Source organism: Zobellia barbeyronii, assembly GCF_018603515.1.
GTDB classification, from domain to species: domain Bacteria; phylum Bacteroidota; class Bacteroidia; order Flavobacteriales; family Flavobacteriaceae; genus Zobellia; species Zobellia barbeyronii.
The window spans coordinates 359,165-378,137 of the sequence record NZ_JACATN010000004.1 but is presented as its reverse complement, the minus strand read 5'-3'; the positions used below and the strand labels follow the sequence as shown (position 1 = coordinate 378,137).

The 18,973-nt window shown below is 37.1% G+C and carries 15 protein-coding genes; 8 read left to right on the top strand and 7 right to left on the bottom strand.

What is annotated here, in order from left to right; genetic code table 11:
* The first annotated feature begins 74 nt into the window (after positions 1-74).
* A complete protein-coding gene (locus HW347_RS14165; protein ID WP_214612440.1) occupies positions 75-929 on the top strand; it encodes a hypothetical protein in 855 nt (284 codons plus the stop codon).
* Here HW347_RS14165 and HW347_RS14160 read toward each other — a convergent pair.
* Positions 926-2,203, bottom strand: a complete 1,278-nt coding sequence (locus tag HW347_RS14160) for a replication-associated recombination protein A (protein WP_214612439.1) — start codon at positions 2,201-2,203, stop codon at positions 926-928. The genes HW347_RS14165 and HW347_RS14160 overlap by 4 nt on opposite strands.
* 146 nt (positions 2,204-2,349) lie before the next feature.
* Here HW347_RS14160 and HW347_RS14155 point away from each other — a divergent pair, with 146 nt between their 5' ends.
* On the top strand, positions 2,350-3,093 hold the full coding sequence (locus HW347_RS14155) for a rhomboid family intramembrane serine protease (protein ID WP_214612438.1): 744 nt from the start codon (positions 2,350-2,352) through the stop codon (positions 3,091-3,093).
* 32 nt (positions 3,094-3,125) lie between these two features.
* Here the strand turns inward: HW347_RS14155 and rlmB are convergent, their stop codons facing one another.
* The 6 genes from rlmB to HW347_RS14125 all read right to left on the bottom strand — a co-directional run bounded on the left by rlmB (position 3,126) and on the right by HW347_RS14125 (position 13,500).
* On the bottom strand, positions 3,126-3,872 hold the full coding sequence (gene rlmB / locus HW347_RS14150; protein WP_214612437.1) for a 23S rRNA (guanosine(2251)-2'-O)-methyltransferase RlmB: 747 nt from the start codon (positions 3,870-3,872) through the stop codon (positions 3,126-3,128).
* Positions 3,873-3,963: 91 nt separating this feature from the next.
* Positions 3,964-4,761, bottom strand: coding sequence for a prolyl oligopeptidase family serine peptidase (locus HW347_RS14145; RefSeq protein WP_214612436.1), 798 nt, complete (start codon positions 4,759-4,761; stop codon positions 3,964-3,966).
* An 8-nt stretch (positions 4,762-4,769) separates the two neighbouring features.
* Positions 4,770-7,445 (bottom strand): T9SS type B sorting domain-containing protein, encoded by a 2,676-nt coding sequence (locus tag HW347_RS14140; RefSeq protein ID WP_214612435.1) that lies wholly within the window; start codon positions 7,443-7,445, stop codon positions 4,770-4,772.
* Between the two features lie 221 nt (positions 7,446-7,666).
* Complete coding sequence (locus HW347_RS14135) at positions 7,667-8,689, bottom strand: DUF3179 domain-containing (seleno)protein (protein ID WP_214612434.1); 1,023 nt, start codon at positions 8,687-8,689, stop codon at positions 7,667-7,669.
* Between the two features lie 113 nt (positions 8,690-8,802).
* Complete coding sequence (locus HW347_RS14130) at positions 8,803-10,242, bottom strand: SusD/RagB family nutrient-binding outer membrane lipoprotein (protein WP_214612433.1); 1,440 nt, start codon at positions 10,240-10,242, stop codon at positions 8,803-8,805.
* A gap of 12 nt (positions 10,243-10,254) precedes the next feature.
* The gene (locus HW347_RS14125; RefSeq protein ID WP_214612432.1) at positions 10,255-13,500 is read right to left on the bottom strand and encodes a SusC/RagA family TonB-linked outer membrane protein; all 3,246 of its coding nucleotides are present in this window, start codon (positions 13,498-13,500) and stop codon (positions 10,255-10,257) included.
* Positions 13,501-14,153: 653 nt separating this feature from the next.
* On the opposite strand from HW347_RS14125, the gene rpsL reads away from it, so the two are divergent.
* The 6 genes from rpsL to rplD all read left to right on the top strand — a co-directional run bounded on the left by rpsL (position 14,154) and on the right by rplD (position 18,971).
* The gene (rpsL, locus tag HW347_RS14120; RefSeq protein WP_010519393.1) at positions 14,154-14,528 is read left to right on the top strand and encodes a 30S ribosomal protein S12; all 375 of its coding nucleotides are present in this window, start codon (positions 14,154-14,156) and stop codon (positions 14,526-14,528) included.
* 75 nt (positions 14,529-14,603) lie between these two features.
* The gene (gene rpsG / locus HW347_RS14115; protein WP_194532505.1) at positions 14,604-15,080 is read left to right on the top strand and encodes a 30S ribosomal protein S7; all 477 of its coding nucleotides are present in this window, start codon (positions 14,604-14,606) and stop codon (positions 15,078-15,080) included.
* 6 nt (positions 15,081-15,086) lie between these two features.
* Positions 15,087-17,219 (top strand): elongation factor G, encoded by a 2,133-nt coding sequence (gene fusA, locus HW347_RS14110; RefSeq protein ID WP_214612431.1) that lies wholly within the window; start codon positions 15,087-15,089, stop codon positions 17,217-17,219.
* 9 nt (positions 17,220-17,228) lie between these two features.
* The gene (gene rpsJ / locus HW347_RS14105; protein WP_008613600.1) at positions 17,229-17,534 is read left to right on the top strand and encodes a 30S ribosomal protein S10; all 306 of its coding nucleotides are present in this window, start codon (positions 17,229-17,231) and stop codon (positions 17,532-17,534) included.
* A 190-nt stretch (positions 17,535-17,724) separates the two neighbouring features.
* Positions 17,725-18,342, top strand: coding sequence for a 50S ribosomal protein L3 (gene rplC, locus HW347_RS14100; RefSeq protein WP_155594692.1), 618 nt, complete (start codon positions 17,725-17,727; stop codon positions 18,340-18,342).
* The gene (gene rplD / locus HW347_RS14095) at positions 18,342-18,971 is read left to right on the top strand and encodes a 50S ribosomal protein L4 (RefSeq protein WP_214612430.1); all 630 of its coding nucleotides are present in this window, start codon (positions 18,342-18,344) and stop codon (positions 18,969-18,971) included. Before rplC ends, rplD begins: the two co-directional genes overlap by 1 nt.
* Positions 18,972-18,973 lie beyond the last annotated feature (2 nt).

Below are 18,973 nucleotides of genomic sequence, written 5' to 3'. Positions count from 1 at the left end.
CGCTTTTTTCATCTTCCTAATTACAAATATTAAATACAAAGATTGTGAAGCATATATTCCTAACCTGTTTTTTCATGGTAAGCCTAATTGGTATGGCCCAAGAGCAACTTAATGATTACAAGTATATTATTGTTCCTAAGAAGTTTGACGGCTTCAAAAAGGTTAATCAATACCAGACCAGTACTTTGGTGAAATATCTATTTACCGAAGAAGGGTTTCAGACGGTTTATGAGGATGAATTACCAAGCGAATTAAACAATAATAGGTGTTTAGGGTTAACGGCAAATCTCATAGATGATTCGTCAATGTTTTCTACTAAAACAAGTGTTGTCCTAGAGAATTGTAAAGGAGAGGAAGTTTACGCAACTGCTATAGGCAAGAGTAAGGAAAAGGACTATAAGTCCGCATACGGAGAGGCTTTAAGAAATGCCTTTAAGTCATTAAATACTGTTAGCTATAGTTATAATGGTAAGGCCGATAAAACTGAGCCCGTAAGCGTAAGCATGCAAAACGATGTAAAGCAGATAGAAGAAAAGCCAGAATCTTACGAGCCAAAAAATAAACAGCCTATGGTTCAGCAAGAAGCTACAAGAGAAAATCAAAGCTATAAAGATAACAGACCGAAGCCTTCTAACTTAAATAGTTCTGTTCAAGCGCCATCTGCGGTTCCAACTGCATCTAGTGTTGTGATTAACGCAGAAAAATCTGCGAAGGGTGCACTTTACGCACAAGAAATCCCAAACGGATTTCAGTTGGTAGATAGTACGCCAAAAATTCAATTAAAAATATTCAAGACTTCTTTGCCAAATCACTTTATAGCCGAGGGCGATAGTGAAAATGGAGTAGTTTATGAGCAAGGCGGAAAATGGTTTTTTGAGCAATATGTTGATGGAAAACTAAAAACAGAAGAATTGACCGTTAAGTTTTAATGGTCATACTTACCTTTCCATCTATTCTTTAAAAATTCTTTAATCGCATTTTCGCGGGAGTTATTTCCGGGCTGATAAAATGGTGTTCCCGATATTTCCTCAGGAAGAAACTCTGCATTTACGAAGTTGTTTTCGTAATCATGGGCGTATTGATATTCGGCACCATAGCCTAAATCTTTCATTAATTTGGTAGGCGCATTTCGCAAGGGTAGAGGTACAGAAAGGTCTCCGGTTTCTCTAACTTTTTGCTGTGCCTTTTTAATTGCCATATAACTGGCATTACTTTTTGGAGACGTCGCTAGGTATACTGCACACTGACTTAAAATAATACTAGCCTCGGGATATCCTATTGTAGTAACCGCTTGAAAAGCATTATTGGCAATAACCAAAGCAGTAGGGTTGGCAAGGCCAATATCTTCAGAAGCTGAAATAAGAAGCCTTCTGGCAATGAATTTTATGTCTTCCCCACCTTCAATCATTCTAGCCAGCCAATAAACGGCACCATTAGGATCACTTCCACGAATAGATTTTATAAAAGCTGAAACAATATCGTAGTGTTGTTCCCCCGTTTTATCATAGAGTACCGTATTCTTTTGAACCTTGCTCATAACGAGCTTGTCAGTAATTACTATAGTATCTCCGGGTTCGGAATTTACCACGAGCTCAAAAATATTCAGTAATTTTCGTCCATCACCACCAGAGAGTCTCATAAGAGCCTCGGTCTCTTTTAAATTTATTTTTTTTGACTGAAGGTATTTATCCTCTTTAATGGCCCTTTTAATAAGATTTTCTAAGTCATCTTTTCCAAAGGCATTCAAAATATAAACTTGACAACGCGATAGGAGTGCCGGAATGACTTCAAAACTGGGGTTCTCAGTAGTGGCACCAATCAATGTTACCCAACCTTTTTCTACAGCTGCTAAAAGCGAATCTTGTTGTGATTTACTAAAACGATGTATCTCATCAATAAATAAAATTGGGTTTTTTGCTGTGAATAACCCTCCACTTTTCTTTGCCTTCTCTATTACTTCACGAATATCTTTAACTCCGCTATTAATTGCGCTCAGCACGTAGAAAGGGCGCTGACTTTCTGTTGCGATAATATTGGCCAAAGTGGTTTTACCCGTCCCAGGAGGTCCCCAGAGAATCAGGGAAGGGATAATGCCTCTTTTGATTTGGTTTGTTAAAGAGCCTTCTTTACCCACCAAATGGTTCTGGCTAATATAGTCCTCTAAGGTTTTAGGGCGAATGCGTTCAGCTAAAGGTTCGTTCATAGTGCAAAAGTATAATAAAGTTGGCAGAAGATTGTTTCATATAGAAAGGCAAACGTGCTTTTTTACAAGTTGGGCGCTTGTCTTCAATACGTGACTATTTAGCAGTCCGGTAAGAGTTGGCCAACTTATTGCTAATTTTAGAATCTATGTCTGAAAACACCTATTTTAAATTTACCAATAGTGTCATTATTGCCCCTTTGTTGGCAGTGATTGCTATATGGGCTGTGTTTTGGGTTGAATTACGCTTCAAAATTAACCTAAATGACTATGGCATATACCCACAGCGAGTTTCGGGCTTAAAAGGCATTATTTTTAGTCCGTTTATTCATGGTTCGCTAGAACATCTCTATAATAATACTATTCCGTTGGCCATTTTGACTGCATCGTTGTTTTATTTCTATAGAAGTATCGCGCTGAGAGTACTTTTAATCGGTATTTTAATTTCCGGTTTGTTTACTTGGGCAATGGGCAGACCTTCATATCATATTGGTGCCAGTGGTGTTATTTACCTTTTAGCAAGTTTTATATTTTTTAAGGGAATTTTCACTAAGCACTATCGGTTAGTAGCATTGTCCTTAATTGTAGTTTTTATTTACGGAAGTATGCTGTGGTATATTTTTCCGGTTGAAGATGGAATTTCTTGGGAAGGTCATTTAGGAGGGTTTCTTGGAGGACTTCTATTAGCATTTACGTTGAAAACCGAAGTACCGCCCGTAAAAAAATACGATTGGGAAAAAGAGGATTACGATGAAGAAGCAGATGCGTTTCTGAGACAGTTTGATGAAAATGGGAATTTTATAGAATTACCACCCAAAGAAGTCATTCCAAACGAGGGAATCCAAATTACATACCACTATAAAGAGAATAAAGAGAACGATTCTCTAGAATAGGAGTAAACTATATTTTATAAAGTTGCTTAAGATTAAGACTTAGCTACAGTTCTTTGTCTAACCGCTTCATATAAAAATACGGCACAAGCAACAGAAACATTCAAAGACTCAATTTCACCCAATAAAGGCAACTTAGCAAGATGGTCCGCAGCCTTTAGAGTAGAGGGGGAGATGCCTCTATCTTCAGAACCCATTATAATAGCCGATGGTCCTGTAAAGTTAACATCATAAACGGAGGTTTCCGTTTTCTCGGTAGCACCAACCACGCTTATACCACTTGCCTGTAAGTAATAAACGGCATCTTTAATGTGGTCTACTTTTGCAATAGGCACTTTAAAAGCGGCACCGGCAGAAGTCTTAATGGTATCTGCAGTTACGGGAGCAGCACCTTTTTTCTGAATAATAATACCATCAACTCCGGTACATTCCGCTGTTCTTATAATAGCCCCAAAATTACGAACATCAGAAAGTTGGTCTAATAGTAGAAATAAAGGGGCTTTCTTATCTGCTATGACAGATTCAACAAGTTCTTCAAGTTCGTAAAAAGTAATAGGAGAAATATTGGCAACAACACCTTGGTGGTTGTTTTGCGTTAACCTATTCAGTTTTTCAATAGGTACATAAGAGGTGTTAATTCCGTTTTTACGGATTATCCCTTCAAGTTCACGCGATAGATCGCCTTTAAGACCTTTTTGGACAAAGACCTTGTCTATAGGTTCATTAGCATTTATAGCTTCTATGACCGCACGTATACCGTAAATCTGAGTTGTTTTGTCCATGGCGCAAATATAGGTTATTACAGAATTAAATTATTGGATTCTGTTATAAGAATAAGTGGCTTTATTCAGAAAAACACCGACAATACTTTGGCTATTCCCAGATGGAGGTAGTTAGCCAATCAACAGCATCTTCAAAATAGGATGCGTATTCACAAAGTTCCGTGTGCGTTAAACCGTCTGCTACTACAAATTCAATTGTACTTCCCGCTTCAATCGATTGGTCTACCCATGCTTGGGTTTCGGATAAGGGAAAGAGTTCGTCATTCTCTCCATGAATCACATATAATGGAGTAGAAATTTTTCTAGCGTCTCCATTTGTGTTTGTAGTATTGTAAGAACTAGCCATTGGTATACCTGCGCTAAAAACATCAGGTTGCGTTTCTGCAAAGAACCAGCTTCCAATGCCTCCATTGCTATAACCTGTTACCACTACTTTCTCCGGGTCAATATTCCAGTATTTTAGGGCAAGTGTAGTTAGTCCCATAACTTGGGATTGGTTTATAGGTTCAAACCATAGATCTGTTCCACCGTTCGGACTTATTATATAGGCATTAATTGAAGCTGTAGCTGTTTCTAAATAACAAGATGTATTTTTATGCGCATCTGGACTCCCCCCGGCAGCGCCATGAAGATTAATAAAAAGAGGTTTCTTTTCACTTGAAGTTTCGGGGGCAGTTACTCTAAAATTCCAAGAAAGTCCGTCTGGAACTTCCAAGGTGTAATCGTTATTACCTTCGTTAACAACCAGTTCAGAAAAATTTTTGTCTACGTCTTCAAATGTAATATCTACTACTTTTACTTCCTCATCTGCAGAGTCAGAAGTGCATGAAGAAATGAGAATGGTAGATACTGAAATAATTGAAATTATAAATAGCTTAATTGTTTTCATAATGTATATTATCGTTTTAACGTAAAATGGCCTCGTAGCAGGCTTCCATTGGCTAATGATACGCTGAACCAGTAATCTGAAGATTGCAGAGGTTGACCGTTGAAATTGCCGTCCCAACCTCTTGAAGTGGGGTCTATTTGCGCTAGAAGGCTTCCGAATCTATCAAAAATAGAAATACGAGCTCTTATTTGATTCTCAGAGCTGAATCCCTCTATTTGCCAATAGTCATTACTTTGGTCGCCATTGGGTGTAAAGAATTTTGGATATGCTAAAACAGAAACTTCTTGCGAAGTAATTCCACATCTATCTATATTTCGAACATAAAAGATATGGGTGCCCGTAGCAACATTCTTGAAGATATTGCTTTGCTGATAGTTACCATCATATTCTAAACTGTATTCAAACAATCTATTACTATTCATTATGACTTCAACAATATCATTTGAGACCTTGATGTTTTTAATACTGGGTAGCTCGGTTTTTTCGACTGAAATAGTGCTAGTAGCGGAACACCCGGTGTCATTGGTAACAGTTACAAAATAGATTCCTTCCTGAGTCGTGTTTATTGTGGATGTCATCTCACCGGTTGACCAGAGGTAGGTGTAGCTGGTATTAGATTCATTTTTAATACCAGATGTTAAGGTCGTGCCTTCTTGATCAGTACCACAGAGCAATACGTCTTGGTTAGGTTCTATTTCGAATTGTTCAATTTCGATATCGAATGTACCCGAACCATAACAGATATTTTCATTTTCTACTCTAACAAATATTGTATTAGTGCTTGATGTGAAGGTGTCAGGTAAATAATCTCCGGATCCTAAAAGTGCTTTGTTCTCTGATAGATAAAATTGAATGGTGCTGTTTTCAGTTAAATTCAAGTCATTACGAATAGCCTGTCTTTTTAAATCAAGACGAAACTCACCCGTACCATCATCTAATGCGCATCCTTTAAGATTAGGGATGTTTAAGGTCAAGGTTTGTTTTACTTTTAATTTTACCTCTGCATAGCTATAGCATAAACTAATTGGGTTTAATACTTTGGCTACAAGTATTTCATCTGGTACGACGTTTTTATACTCCATTGGTAGTGCATTTACGTTGGTTGTATCCAACTCTGCACTAGGCAAATCATTATAATAAAATACGTTTATAATTTGATTAGTATCTAAACTGACTGAAGAATTTATATTAGCGAGGTTGAATTTCTCTAGTCCATTACTATTGGGTGTATTGGTACATTGATAATATTCAACTATATCCGAAGGTGTCTTTGGAGTGTCAAAAATAATAACAGTTTTTGTAATAGGGTCACTTACTGTGCTACCAATAGTTTTAGTTAGAGAAACTGTATATTCTCCAGGAGCAGAGTATATATGTTTTGGAGATATTTCATTGGAAGTAGCGCCATCATCAAAATCCCATGTTACTGAATCAAAAGGAGCGTCACCCTGTATTTCAAATTCGGTTTCATCTCCTAGACAAACATTTTGAAATTCAAATTTTAAAAGAAATAAGGATTGAACGTAGGGTGGGAGGCCTAATTCTGAGAATCTTCCGCCCAAAGAAATAGTGTTTGCTACGTAATTGCATCCAATACCTAAAGTTTCAGGATTATTGATGACTGATATATTGGTGCCGGAATTATTTATGGAATAACCTGCACGATAAATTTTTCCATCAATAGCTAACTGGAGTGCTCCAGCAACGTTTGTAGAAGAGTTTATATCCTGTATGGATTCCTTTATATTACTCGATGTCAAATCAAATTGATATAGTGAACTTCCCAAAGGACTTCCATCGTCTTTATAATTATTGACGGTAGTATATAATTTAGTTGACTTTGGAGAAAATTCAATCCCGTACGGTATTTTGCTACTTAGAAGTACCTGTTCATTGGAAACACTTCCCGTGTTGGCATCAAAATTATACAGCAAAACTTTACCTGACTGTCTGCTTTGCGTTTTTGGGCCTGACACATTGCTATTGCTAACCTGGCTATGGGCAATGGCCAACTTTTTACCGTCTGGTGAAACTTTTAGATAACCTATAGCATTTTGTTTATAACCACCTGTAGGTACATCTGTATTACTGGGGCTAATTACAGGGGTGGTATTTACTCCGTTTTTATCAACTTTAAACGCGTAAAAGGAATCTGTGAAATGGGTGATTACCCAAGTAGATGTTCCGTCTTCATGCTGTACAGCAGATACTTTTTCAGAACATTTTAAACGTAGTTCGTCTGAATTGTTTTGGTTGTAAGTAATAAGATGTATGTTTTTTTCTGATGTAACTACATCTCCAAACCCATTATTTAAAGTCAAATCAATTAAAGTATAATTCAAACCTTTATTCTCATTTCCGTCGGGGTCTGGTTCGCCAACTGTAAAAATGTAGTACTGAGTTCTTTCTATGTTTTTGGGTATAATTATAGAGGACTGAGTACTAGATTCATGCCCGAACAATCCCGTTCCGTTTGGCATTAATCTATGTAATTTGTCCCATACATTTAATCCGTCTGAATAAAACAATAAATTTCCATTCTGATCTGATATGGTTGAACAACCTTCATGAGTTTCTAGTTTTCCATTAAGTAATGGTGTAGGAGTACCACTGTTGAAATCAAGACCTGCATTGTTTCCAAAATACCACCTACTAGCTTCCCTTTGGGAATATGCGTGCTGCATAATAACAAAGAAAAATAGTAAAAAGTATTTTAAGAATTTCCTTGGAAACATTGTGATTGAATTAATTATTAAAAATAACTAAAAATTAGTTATTATCATACTTAATCCATCGGTACATTATGTAGTTCGTCCAAGATATGTACTCTTCATCATTAATCTTGATACTTAAGTTAGGAAATGGTATTAATTATATTTTTGAAGTAAAAAAAATATGGGTTCTGCTATTCAAAGAAAACAAAATCATCATAAAAATCTTGCCAAGATTGCCAAGCTGCAGTATAAGCTTTTGGAGAGTCTAATTGCATATTTTTTTCAGGACCATCAACTACTAAACCCATAGCATTGTAAACGTTTCCTAAATTATCTTTGAAAAGAAAAGAGTCTTCATCAGATACACTGTATATTCTTTTACTATCAACATAATAAGAGCTTACGAAGTTCCTCTCCTCATTTCCTAGGACGAGTACTTTTTTTCCAGTTATTGTGGTGTTGAGTAATGTTAGACCCGGCTCTTGAAATAAATCGTACTTGAAAATATGGATTTTAACATTGGCTATTCCTGAAATTATTCCATATCTAAAATAATCACGATTTGTGGTTCCTGGGCTTGAGATATTCTCTACTACTTCATTATTCACTTGTTCATTATAAACTTTAGCAGTTGGGAACTTTTCTTTTACAGTTTTCCAATCTGTTTCAACAACGTTAAAAGTATTTGGACTTACATAATCATATTGGCCTCGTACCCCTCTAATTAACATTTGAGACCATATGGAGTTAGTTTCTATATCTATTGGCATAAGGTTATCATTGAATAAATAACCAGATGCTTTTAGGGTAACTACATTGTTATTTATAGTTCTGTCCCAAGCTATAGTACTGGATGTTTGAGGGCAATGTGTTATGGCGTATTTTTTATTCTCGTACTCGTTATTGATTATTTCATAAAGTCCGATGAAAGAATTTGGATATGCTCTTAATTCAGTAGGCCCCAAACTTATTAAAGTTGTTGGGTGATTGTCTTGATAGGAAACCGTATTAATAGGAGTAAATGAAGCGGTAGTAACTAAAGGAAAAGGGTTATATGGCCCTAATACTTTTGATTCAGATATAGACCAAGCAGGCTCATGGGTAATCTGTTCATTAGAAATGGTCTCTCTGTTTTGAACCGTTTCGGACGATTCACATGACCAGATAACAATGCCTAATAAAATTACAAGGCTATTTTTTAATGTTTGTAACATGGTTTATAGTTGAATATACTTAATTAGTCCCCGAAAAACAGAAGTCCTTACAATAAAAAAGAGCCACTGGTTTCCCAGTGGCTCTTTAATCATTTTATCGTATTTGATAGAACTTAGTTAACGTCCCAAAAAACAGTAGATGCTTTTGTGTCACCGCCCATAGCTGCTGAAGCTGCTGAGTAACTGGCGCCATTTCTAGTTGGTTCATTTACAGGATAAGTATACCTACGAGGAACATCTTCTCCTGAAGTAGGAGGTATGTTCATCATTGGGAAATCATACTTTCTATAAGTGCTCCAGGCTTCAAAACCTCTGTTGAATAAGTGTAACCATTTTTGTACGGCAATTTTCTCTTGCCAAGTACTTGCTGCTGTAGCATAGGCTACGGCTGGGTTGGCTAAATAAGTGGCAACATCGTCAACAGACCAAAAATCAAAGGATGCTGTAATTGCAGCCTCGTAATGAGCTGGAGCGTCAGCAGGAGAACCTACTAAGCCTAATTCTGCTGCTTCGGCAAGTAGAAACTCAACCTCTGCATAATCAAGAATGTCACCAGGAGTATCTGGTTGGTGAAAAAGATCACCTATGTGGCTATAGTCTCCGTAAGGTGCGTTTACTCCATAAGGTCCGCCAACATAAGTGTCAGATGATCCGTCCTCTTGTAAGTTGTCTGCAAAATACACAGCTCTTCTTGGATCCTCCAAGTCATTCATGATGTCAATTATAGTATTTGAGCCAATAAAATCCTGTCTTCCGCTCTCAACTAAATCAGTCCAAACCGGATTGGTATTTGGAGAACCATCTAAATATGCAAAAGTTGCATTATCATCATTTGATGTAAATACACCACTAGCAACAGCTTCTGATGCCATAGTAGCAGCTTTACCTGCATCAACAGACTCAATTCTAACAGCCATTCTTAATTTAAGTGAATTAGCGAATTTTTTCCACTTAGCCATATCACCAGCATAAATTAAATCAGAGCCGCCAAATGATCCTTCCGATACAGTAATTGAAGCGATGGCCACATCAAGTTGCGTAATTATTGCCGCATATATTGCTGCGTCATCATCATAAGCTGGCAACACATTGTCAATATCTAATGCTTCGGTGAATGGAACATCTCCAAAAGAATCAACTAATACATGATAAGTATAGACTTCCAAAATGCTAATAGTAGCAAGTTGGTTCGTAACCAATTCAGCAGAAACTGTTGAGTTGTCCGTATCGTTAATGATAACTTTAGCTTCATCAAGATCTTTCAGTACATCTCTATAAAGAAATGCCCAATGTGCTCCTGGTTGATCTCTATTTATTAAGTTATAGTTGGTCTCATCTTGATATGTGGTTTGAGCCCAAGCTTGACTAAAGTGTCTGAAAATATTAGCATTAACGCTACTTTCAGTCATCTGATCAACCAAATTTCTGGTTGCATTGGCAAAAACTGTTTCAGCAGGAACAGCGGTTGCAGATTTAGTATCGACATTAATATCTCCAAAATCTGAGCAGGAGACAAATGCCATTGTTGCAAATATTATTAAATATTTTTTCATAGTAAATTTTGTTTAAAAGTCAAATCTAACGTTAAAGCCATATTCTTTAGATGTAGGATACGGGCTTGACTGATATCCTTGAGAATTACCTGCACTTAAACCTGCCTCAGGGTCAGTATATGGAGCATTCTTGTCAATAATCCAAAGGTTTCTTCCTACAAGTGAGAAAGTTATGTTGTTAAGTGGCATGTTCTGCAACATCTTGCTAGGTATTTTGTATGACAAAGTAACCTCTCTAAGTTTAACATAACTTGCATCGTAAATATGTAAGGCCTGAGGAGCTCTAACATAACCTAACGCATTTGCGTAATCTCCCATTGAAGTACGAGTAGTGTTAGCACTTCCATCAGGATTAACTCCTTCTAATAAGATACCACCGCCATCTGCGATAGGATCACGTTTTGGGTTACCCAATTCGTTATCACCAGCAGTAACATCATAAACACCAGTAGCAAAACCGTACCAAGTATCTAATGAAAAGAAATCTCCACCTTTTTGGATATCTATTAAGAAGCTCATAGAAAGATTCTTATATCTTAAAGAGTTTGTTATACCACCTTTCCAGTCTGGATTCATATCTCCTATTGGTTGTGGGGTTGCATCAACAACATAACGGCCAGTATCTGCGTCAATAACTCTTTCACCATTTAAAAAAGTGAAATTACCACCCCATAAACTTCCGTAGGGTTGTCCAACCGTTGCGTTTATGGTTACACCACCTTGGTAGCTGTCCATTTCAAGGTTATCCACACCGTCAAATAAGCTAATTACTTCACTTTCGTTTTTAGCCCAAGTACCATTAATAGTCCAATCAAAATTATCAGTTTTAACTGGTGTTACAAATAACGCAACTTCAATACCTTTGTTTTCAATGTCTCCTGAATTAACAACTTTTGAACTGTAACCAGTTGCTCTACTAACTTCAACAGGGAAAATTTGATCTGTTGTGTTTGTTTTGTAAAGAGATAAATCCAAACCAGCTCTTTTGTTTGCAAAACTCATTTCTAAACCAACCTCATAAGACTTGGTTAATTCGTTTACCAAATCGCTGTTGTTTCTTTGTCCATCTACACTAAATAGGGGCACTGAGAAATTCGTTGGGCTAAAGTAAGAATTATAAACCCTTTGAGGTACTGTACTATTACCTACTTCGGCATAGTTTGCACGGAATTTACCGAAACTTAACCAGTCTGCATCAACTAATTTAGAGAATACAAAAGATGTAGATATCGCTGGGTAAAAGAAACCATTGTTATCATCAGGCAATGTAGATGAAAAATCATATCGTCCAGATAAATCTAAATACACTAGGCGATCATAGTTAAACGAAGCATTAGCGAAAAAGCCATACTGCTTTAATTTACCCAAGTATTCAGTTGATGGTTCTAGCAAGTTCGTTGAGTTGCTTAAAGAATATAACTTAGGAACAACAAGACCACCACTAGTTGATGCGTCAACCCATTCAGTTCTAGACTGTCTAGCAGTAGCACCTACAACACCGTCAAGTGATAATTTTTCTGACAGGTCAAAGTTGTAGTTAAGTAACAGGTCATAGTTTATCTCTGTAAACGATTGGTTAAATCTATTATATTTACTAGGAGAATTTACACTACCTACAGCAGTTCTTTCTTCTCTAAATTCAGAATATGTGTCAAGAGAAGTTCTACCAGTTATACTTAACCAATCTGCTGCATCATAAGTAAGGTTAAAATTACCGAAAATTCTATTTCTTGTATCACTTTGGTAGTTTTCATAACGAGTCCAAAATGGGTTGTCAAAAAATATTGGTTTAACCCCGTCTAGGGTTAGAGGATCCCCTGCGTAGTTCCAAGTAATGTTTCTACCTGTTGTTAAATAGGCTTCTTCTTGAGCCTTATAGTCAACATTGGTTTGATGCCATTGTCTAAAGCTTTGCATTACATTGTTCGCGTCGTAACCCGTACCGTAACGACCATTTCCGTCAGTTTTGGTAAAAGTAACTTTAACACCCGCTTTAAGTTTCTCAGAAAGTTCCTGCGTACCATTAAAATCAACTGTATTTCTTTTAATACTACTGTTTGGAACTATACCCGTTTGATCAAGGTTTGTATAACCCAATCTAAAAGATCCAGTGTCACTTCCTGCAGAAATAGAAATACTATTATTAAGTGTAACCCCTGTATTGAAAATTGCCTCTGGACCATTTGCACCAGCAACGTAAGGAGTAGCTTGAAGGTAGTTAGGAGATTCTGGATAGAATGCATCCCATTGGTAAACTAATGTGTTAGGGTTGAATGCTGCACCAAAAGAAGCATCTTCAGTAAATGGAGTAGTTAAATCATCAACACCGTCTCCGTCAATATCTTGTTCAAAGAAGTATCCTCCAGGACCATCATAATATGCTCCATAACCAGCTCCGTATCCGTCTTGGAATTTAGGAAAAGTATCTTTGTCATATTGAGCAAAAGATACGCCGGAATTCACTGTTACGCCAAGTCCTTGACCTTTTTTACCTTTCTTGGTAGTTATGATTATAACACCGTTAGCAGCTCTGGATCCGTATAGGTTAGATGCTGCTGCACCTTTTAAAACATTTACAGATTCTATGTCTTCTGGGTTAATGTCCATTGCGGCATTACCATAGTCATAACCACCTTGTCCTGTTGTTTGATTTGTCGCGGTATCAGACGAACCAGAACTTGAGTTACTATTATTACCAATAGGTGTACCATCAATAACAAAAAGAGGTTGGTTATTACCAGTAATAGAACTGTAACCCCTTAAAACAACGTTTGATGAACCACCCAAAGAACTACTTTTCTTAATGTCCAGACCCGCTACTTTACCGGATAAGGAGTTCATAAAGTTAGTTTCTTTAGCAGTGTTTACTTGGTCACCTTTGACCTCTGTAGTAGCATAACCAAGAGCTTGCTTCTCTCTTTTGATACCTAAAGCAGTTACTACAACCTCATCTAAAGCCTGAGCATCCTCAGTCATTTGAAGGTTTACTGTGTTTGATGCTCCAACAGGACGGGTCTCGTTTTTATACCCGATGTAAGAGAATACTAATGATTGACCTTCGCTTGCTTGAATAGCATAGTTTCCGTCAAAATCTGTTTGTGTACCGTTTGTGGTACCTTGCACAACAATATTAACTCCCGGTAATGGTAGACCATCTTGGTCTGATACCGCTCCGGTAATCGATTTGTCTTGCGCAAATGAAATCTGCACGATTAACGCCAAAAACAGCGTTAACAATCCTTTTTGTTTTGCTCTCATTTTATAATTATTTGAATTAGCTAGCGCCAAAAGTCATAAATTCACGTTAATAATCCAATTATTTTTAACTTTAAATTATGCGTGCATAGGTTTTGGGTGTGATAAAATGGTGTTCTTGAATAGATTTTTAAGAAAATCACACATTAAATTGGCTTAAAGTTATAGAAAAAGCGATTTTTCAATTTGTATTATGAAAAAGGAGGTCGGTTTATGTTAAAAAATTCTGAATTATTCAATTATCTGCAAATATTAGACATATTAGCTATTTAACAGGTTTAGTTACTGTAATTAATAGGATAAATCTTGTTAAATTTATTTTTGAGACACTTTTTATGTCAGTTTGTCTATAATATCCTATTCTGGACATTTAATAGTAGCAGTTCGTTGGAGAAGAAAATAGAGTGATTTGGCTTTTATATATATGAGGTTAGTAAGATTTGTTTTTTCGAGGTAATCTAGGGTATGTATTAATTGCTTCTGCTGTTTGATTTGAAGTGTTTTCTGTCTTATGATTACTTGGGTGAGTGCATAGCCTAATATGCTTCAAAATAAATTTCTTTGAAAATAAACTCGAAACCATTTGAATTTCTGCGAAATAGTCTTACATTTGCCGACCCTTAAACAAGGGGTTATTTATTCATATATAAGTTAGTATGCCAACAATTTCACAATTAGTACGAAAAGGAAGGTCCACGATTACTAAGAAGAGTAAATCGGCGGCTTTGGATTCGTGTCCTCAAAGAAGAGGTGTTTGTACTCGTGTTTATACGACTACACCGAAGAAACCAAACTCAGCTATGAGAAAAGTAGCGAGAGTAAGGTTGACAAACGGTAAGGAAGTAAACGCTTACATACCCGGAGAAGGACATAACCTCCAAGAGCACTCGATAGTATTAGTAAGGGGCGGAAGGGTAAAGGATTTGCCAGGAGTTAGATATCACATCGTTAGAGGGGCTTTGGATACTGCAGGTGTTGCAGGAAGAACTCAACGTAGGTCTAAGTACGGTGCAAAACGCCCTAAGAAGTAAATGAACAAAGAATATTAAGTAAAGGTTGAGATGTCAAAGTTTCAATTGTAGTTTAAAATTCTAAACTATTAAGTAATGAGAAAAAAACAGGCAAAGAAAAGACCACTTTTACCAGATCCAAGATTTAACGATCAGTTGGTGACACGTTTCGTTAACATGATGATGTGGGACGGTAAGAAGTCTATCGCTTTTAGTGTTTTCTACGATGCAATGGATATCGTAGAAGAAAAAAAGACCGATGAGGAGAAGACTGCTTTAGAGCTTTGGAAGGATGCCCTTTCGAATGTTATGCCTCACGTTGAGGTTAGAAGTAGAAGAGTAGGTGGTGCTACATTTCAAATTCCTATGCAAATTAGACCGGATCGTAAGATTTCTACTGCGATGAAGTGGCTAATTAGTTTCGCAAGAAAGCGTAATGAAAAAGGAATGGCACAAAAATTAGCAGCTGAGGTTCTTGCCGCTTCGAAAGAAGAAGGTGCAGCTGTTAAGAAAAGAGTAGATACGCATAAAATGGCGGAGGCTAACAAAGCTTTTTCACACTTTAGATTCTAATCGGAAATGGCAAGAGATTTAAAATATACAAGAAATATAGGTATTGCTGCTCATATTGATGCTGGTAAAACAACAACAACAGAGCGTATACTTTTTTATACTGGTGTTAGTCATAAAATAGGTGAGGTGCACGATGGTGCTGCTACTATGGACTGGATGGAGCAGGAGCAAGAGCGTGGTATTACCATTACTTCTGCTGCTACTACTTGTACATGGAAGTTTCCTTTAGAGAATGCAAAGGAGCTTGATAATACTAAAGATTATCACTTTAATATAATAGATACACCGGGACACGTAGATTTTACGGTTGAAGTTAACCGTTCACTTCGTGTTTTAGATGGTTTGGTTTTTCTTTTTAGTGCAGTTGATGGTGTTGAGCCTCAATCTGAGACTAACTGGAGATTAGCTGATAACTACAAGGTTCCAAGAATTGGTTTTGTGAACAAAATGGACCGTCAAGGTTCTAACTTCTTAATGGTCTGTAAGCAGGTTATTGAAATGTTAGGTTCTAAGGCAGTTCCAATTGTTTTGCCAATTGGTGAAGAAGGGGATTTTAGAGGAATCGTTGATTTAGCTAAAAACAGAGCAATAGTTTGGCATGAAGAGGGCTTTGGAGCTACTTTTGATGTTGTTGATATTCCGGAAGATATGAAAGCGGAAGTTAAGGAGTATAGAGCTGCCTTAATTGAAGCTGTTGCGGAGTATGATGAGAACTTAATGGAGAAATTCTTCGAAGATGAAGATTCTATTACGGAAGAAGAAGTACATGCTGCTTTAAGGGCTGCGGTTATGGATAGAGCAATCATTCCTATGATTTGTGGTTCGTCTTTCAAAAATAAGGGTGTTCAGTTTTTATTGGATGCCGTATGTAGATACCTTCCATCTCCAATGGATAAGGAAGATATTGAAGGAACTAATCCTGATACAGGAGAAGTTGAAAAGCGTAAGCCTAGTGTTAAGGAGCCGTTTGCAGCTTTAGCTTTTAAAATTGCTACCGATCCTTTTGTGGGAAGGTTAGCTTTCTTTAGAACATATTCTGGTCGTTTGGATGCTGGTTCATATATATTGAACAACCGTTCAGGTAAAAAAGAACGTATCTCTCGTATCTATCAAATGCACTCTAATAAGCAAAATGCTATCGATTATATCGAAGCAGGAGATATTGGTGCTGCAGTTGGGTTTAAAGATATTAAGACTGGTGATACCATGTCTGATGAAAAACACCCTATTGTATTAGAGAGTATGGATTTTCCTGATCCAGTAATTGGTATCGCTGTTGAGCCAAAAACAAAGGTTGATGTGGATAAGTTAGGTATGGCTTTGGCTAAATTAGCTGAAGAAGATCCTACTTTTCAGGTTAAAACAGATGAAGCGTCAGGTCAGACCATTATTTCTGGTATGGGCGAGCTTCACTTAGATATTATTGTAGATCGTTTAAGACGAGAATTTAAAGTTGAGGTGAACCAAGGTGAGCCACAAGTTGAATATAAAGAAGCACTTACTAAAACGGCTTCACACAGAGAAACTTATAAGAAGCAATCTGGTGGTCGTGGTAAATTTGGTGATATATCTTTTGAAATGAGTCCTGCTGATGAGGATTTCGAAGGAGAAGGACTTCAATTCGTTGATCAAATCAAAGGTGGTCGTATTCCTAAGGAATTTATACCATCTGTAGAAAAAGGTTTTACAGCAGCAATGCAAAACGGACCTTTGGCTGGATTTGAGATGGATTCTATGAAAGTAGTATTGAAAGATGGATCTTTCCACCCTGTGGATTCTGATGCGCTTTCTTTCGAATTAGCTGCGAAAATGGGGTACAAAGCAGCGGGTAAAGCTGCAGGTGCCGTAGTTATGGAGCCAATTATGAAAATAGAGGTTATTACTCCTGAAGAAAACATGGGTGATATCGTAGGTGATTTGAACCGTAGAAGGGGAACAATTACGAATATGAGTGACCGTGCTGGTGCTAAGGTTGTAAAAGGTACTGTTCCATTGTCTGAAATGTTCGGATATGTAACATCTCTTAGAACACTTTCATCCGGTAGAGCAACATCAACAATGGAGTTTTCACATTATGCCCAAACACCTTCTAATATCTCTGAAGAGGTAATTAAGAAGTCTAAAGGTATAACAGCATAAATTTAAGACATGAGCCAAAAAATACGGATTAAATTAAAATCTTACGATTATAACTTGGTAGACAAGTCTGCTGAAAAAATCGTTAAAACGGTAAAGACTACCGGAGCTGTGGTAACAGGACCAATTCCGTTACCTACGCACAAAAAAATATTTACAGTTTTGCGTTCGCCGCACGTAAATAAGAAGTCTAGAGAGCAGTTTCAACTTAGTTCTTACAAGAGGTTGTTGGATATTTATAGCTCTTCATCTAAAACTATTGACGCGCTTATGAAGCTTGAGCTTCCAAGTGGTGTTGAAGTGGAGATAAAAGTATAGTTTACTACCTGTCCTTTATTGGATAGGTGACATGTCCCGAGCTGCGTGCGAGGGAAAAACGGATAAAAACAATCAGGGTTGAATTGTTTTGACCCTGTTTTTTTGTCCGATAGTTAGTGAATATTAAATAAGTATATATAAACGGAAAACGGGTTTATTTTAAATCTGAATTCTATAATCTAAAATCAGTATGTCTGGGTTAATTGGAAAAAAAGTAGGCATGACCAGCATCTTTGACGAGAACGGGAAGAATATTCCTTGTACAGTTATTGAAGCGGGGCCATGTGTGGTTACCCAAGTCAGAACCGAAGAAGTTGATGGGTATAAAGCTCTTCAGCTTGGTTTCGATGACAAGGCAGATAAGCGTGCTAATAAGGCCGAAGCAGGTCATTTCAAAAAAGCAGGTTCATCTCCCAAGAAGAAAGTCGTTGAATTTAAAGGTTTTGGTGAGGATTACAAATTAGGAGACACCGTAGGTGTTGATGTGTTTGTAGAAGGAGAATTTGTAGATGTTATTGGTACGTCTAAGGGAAAAGGATTTCAAGGTGTTGTAAAACGTCATGGATTTGCCGGTGTAGGTCAAGCGACCCACGGTCAGCATAACCGTTTGAGAGCTCCTGGTTCCATTGGTGCTGCATCTTATCCTGCAAGAGTTTTTAAAGGAATGAAAATGGCCGGTAGAATGGGTGGTGATAGAGTTACCGTTCAGAATCTTAAAGTTTTAAAGGTTGTTCCAGAAAAGAATCTTTTAGTTGTAAAAGGTGCTGTTCCAGGTCATAAGAACGCTTACGTAACTATCGAGAAGTAATGAAGGTAGCAGTTTTAGATATTAAAGGAAAAGAAACAGGTAGAAAGGCAGACCTTTCTGATGCTGTTTTTGGAATAGAGCCAAATGATCACGCCGTGTACTTGGATGTTAAGCAATATTTAGCACACCAAAGACAAGGAACGCACAAAGCTAAAGAGCGTGCGGAAATTTCGGGAAGTACTCGTAAGATCAAGAAGCAAAAAGGAACTGGTACAGCACGTGCCGGTAGTATTAAATCTCCTATTTTTAGAGGTGGTGGTAGAGTTTTTGGTCCTAGACCTAAAGATTATACTCAGAAGTTGAATAAGAACGTTAAGCGTTTGGCTCGTAAATCTGCACTTAGTATCAAATCTAAAGAACAAGCAATTTTGGTTGTTGAAGACTTTAATTTTGATGCGCCAAAGACAAAAGATTTTAAAGGAGTTTTGAAGTCATTAGGGCTTGAAAACAAAAAATCATTGTTTGTCTTGGGTGATTCAAATAATAGCGTATATTTGTCTTCGCGAAATTTGAAAGGTTCCGAAGTTGTAACTTCCTCAGAAATAAGTACTTATAAAATTCTTAACGCAAGTAGTATTGTGTTATTGGAGAGTGCTTTAGAAGGATTGGAGTCAAACTTAACAAAATAGAA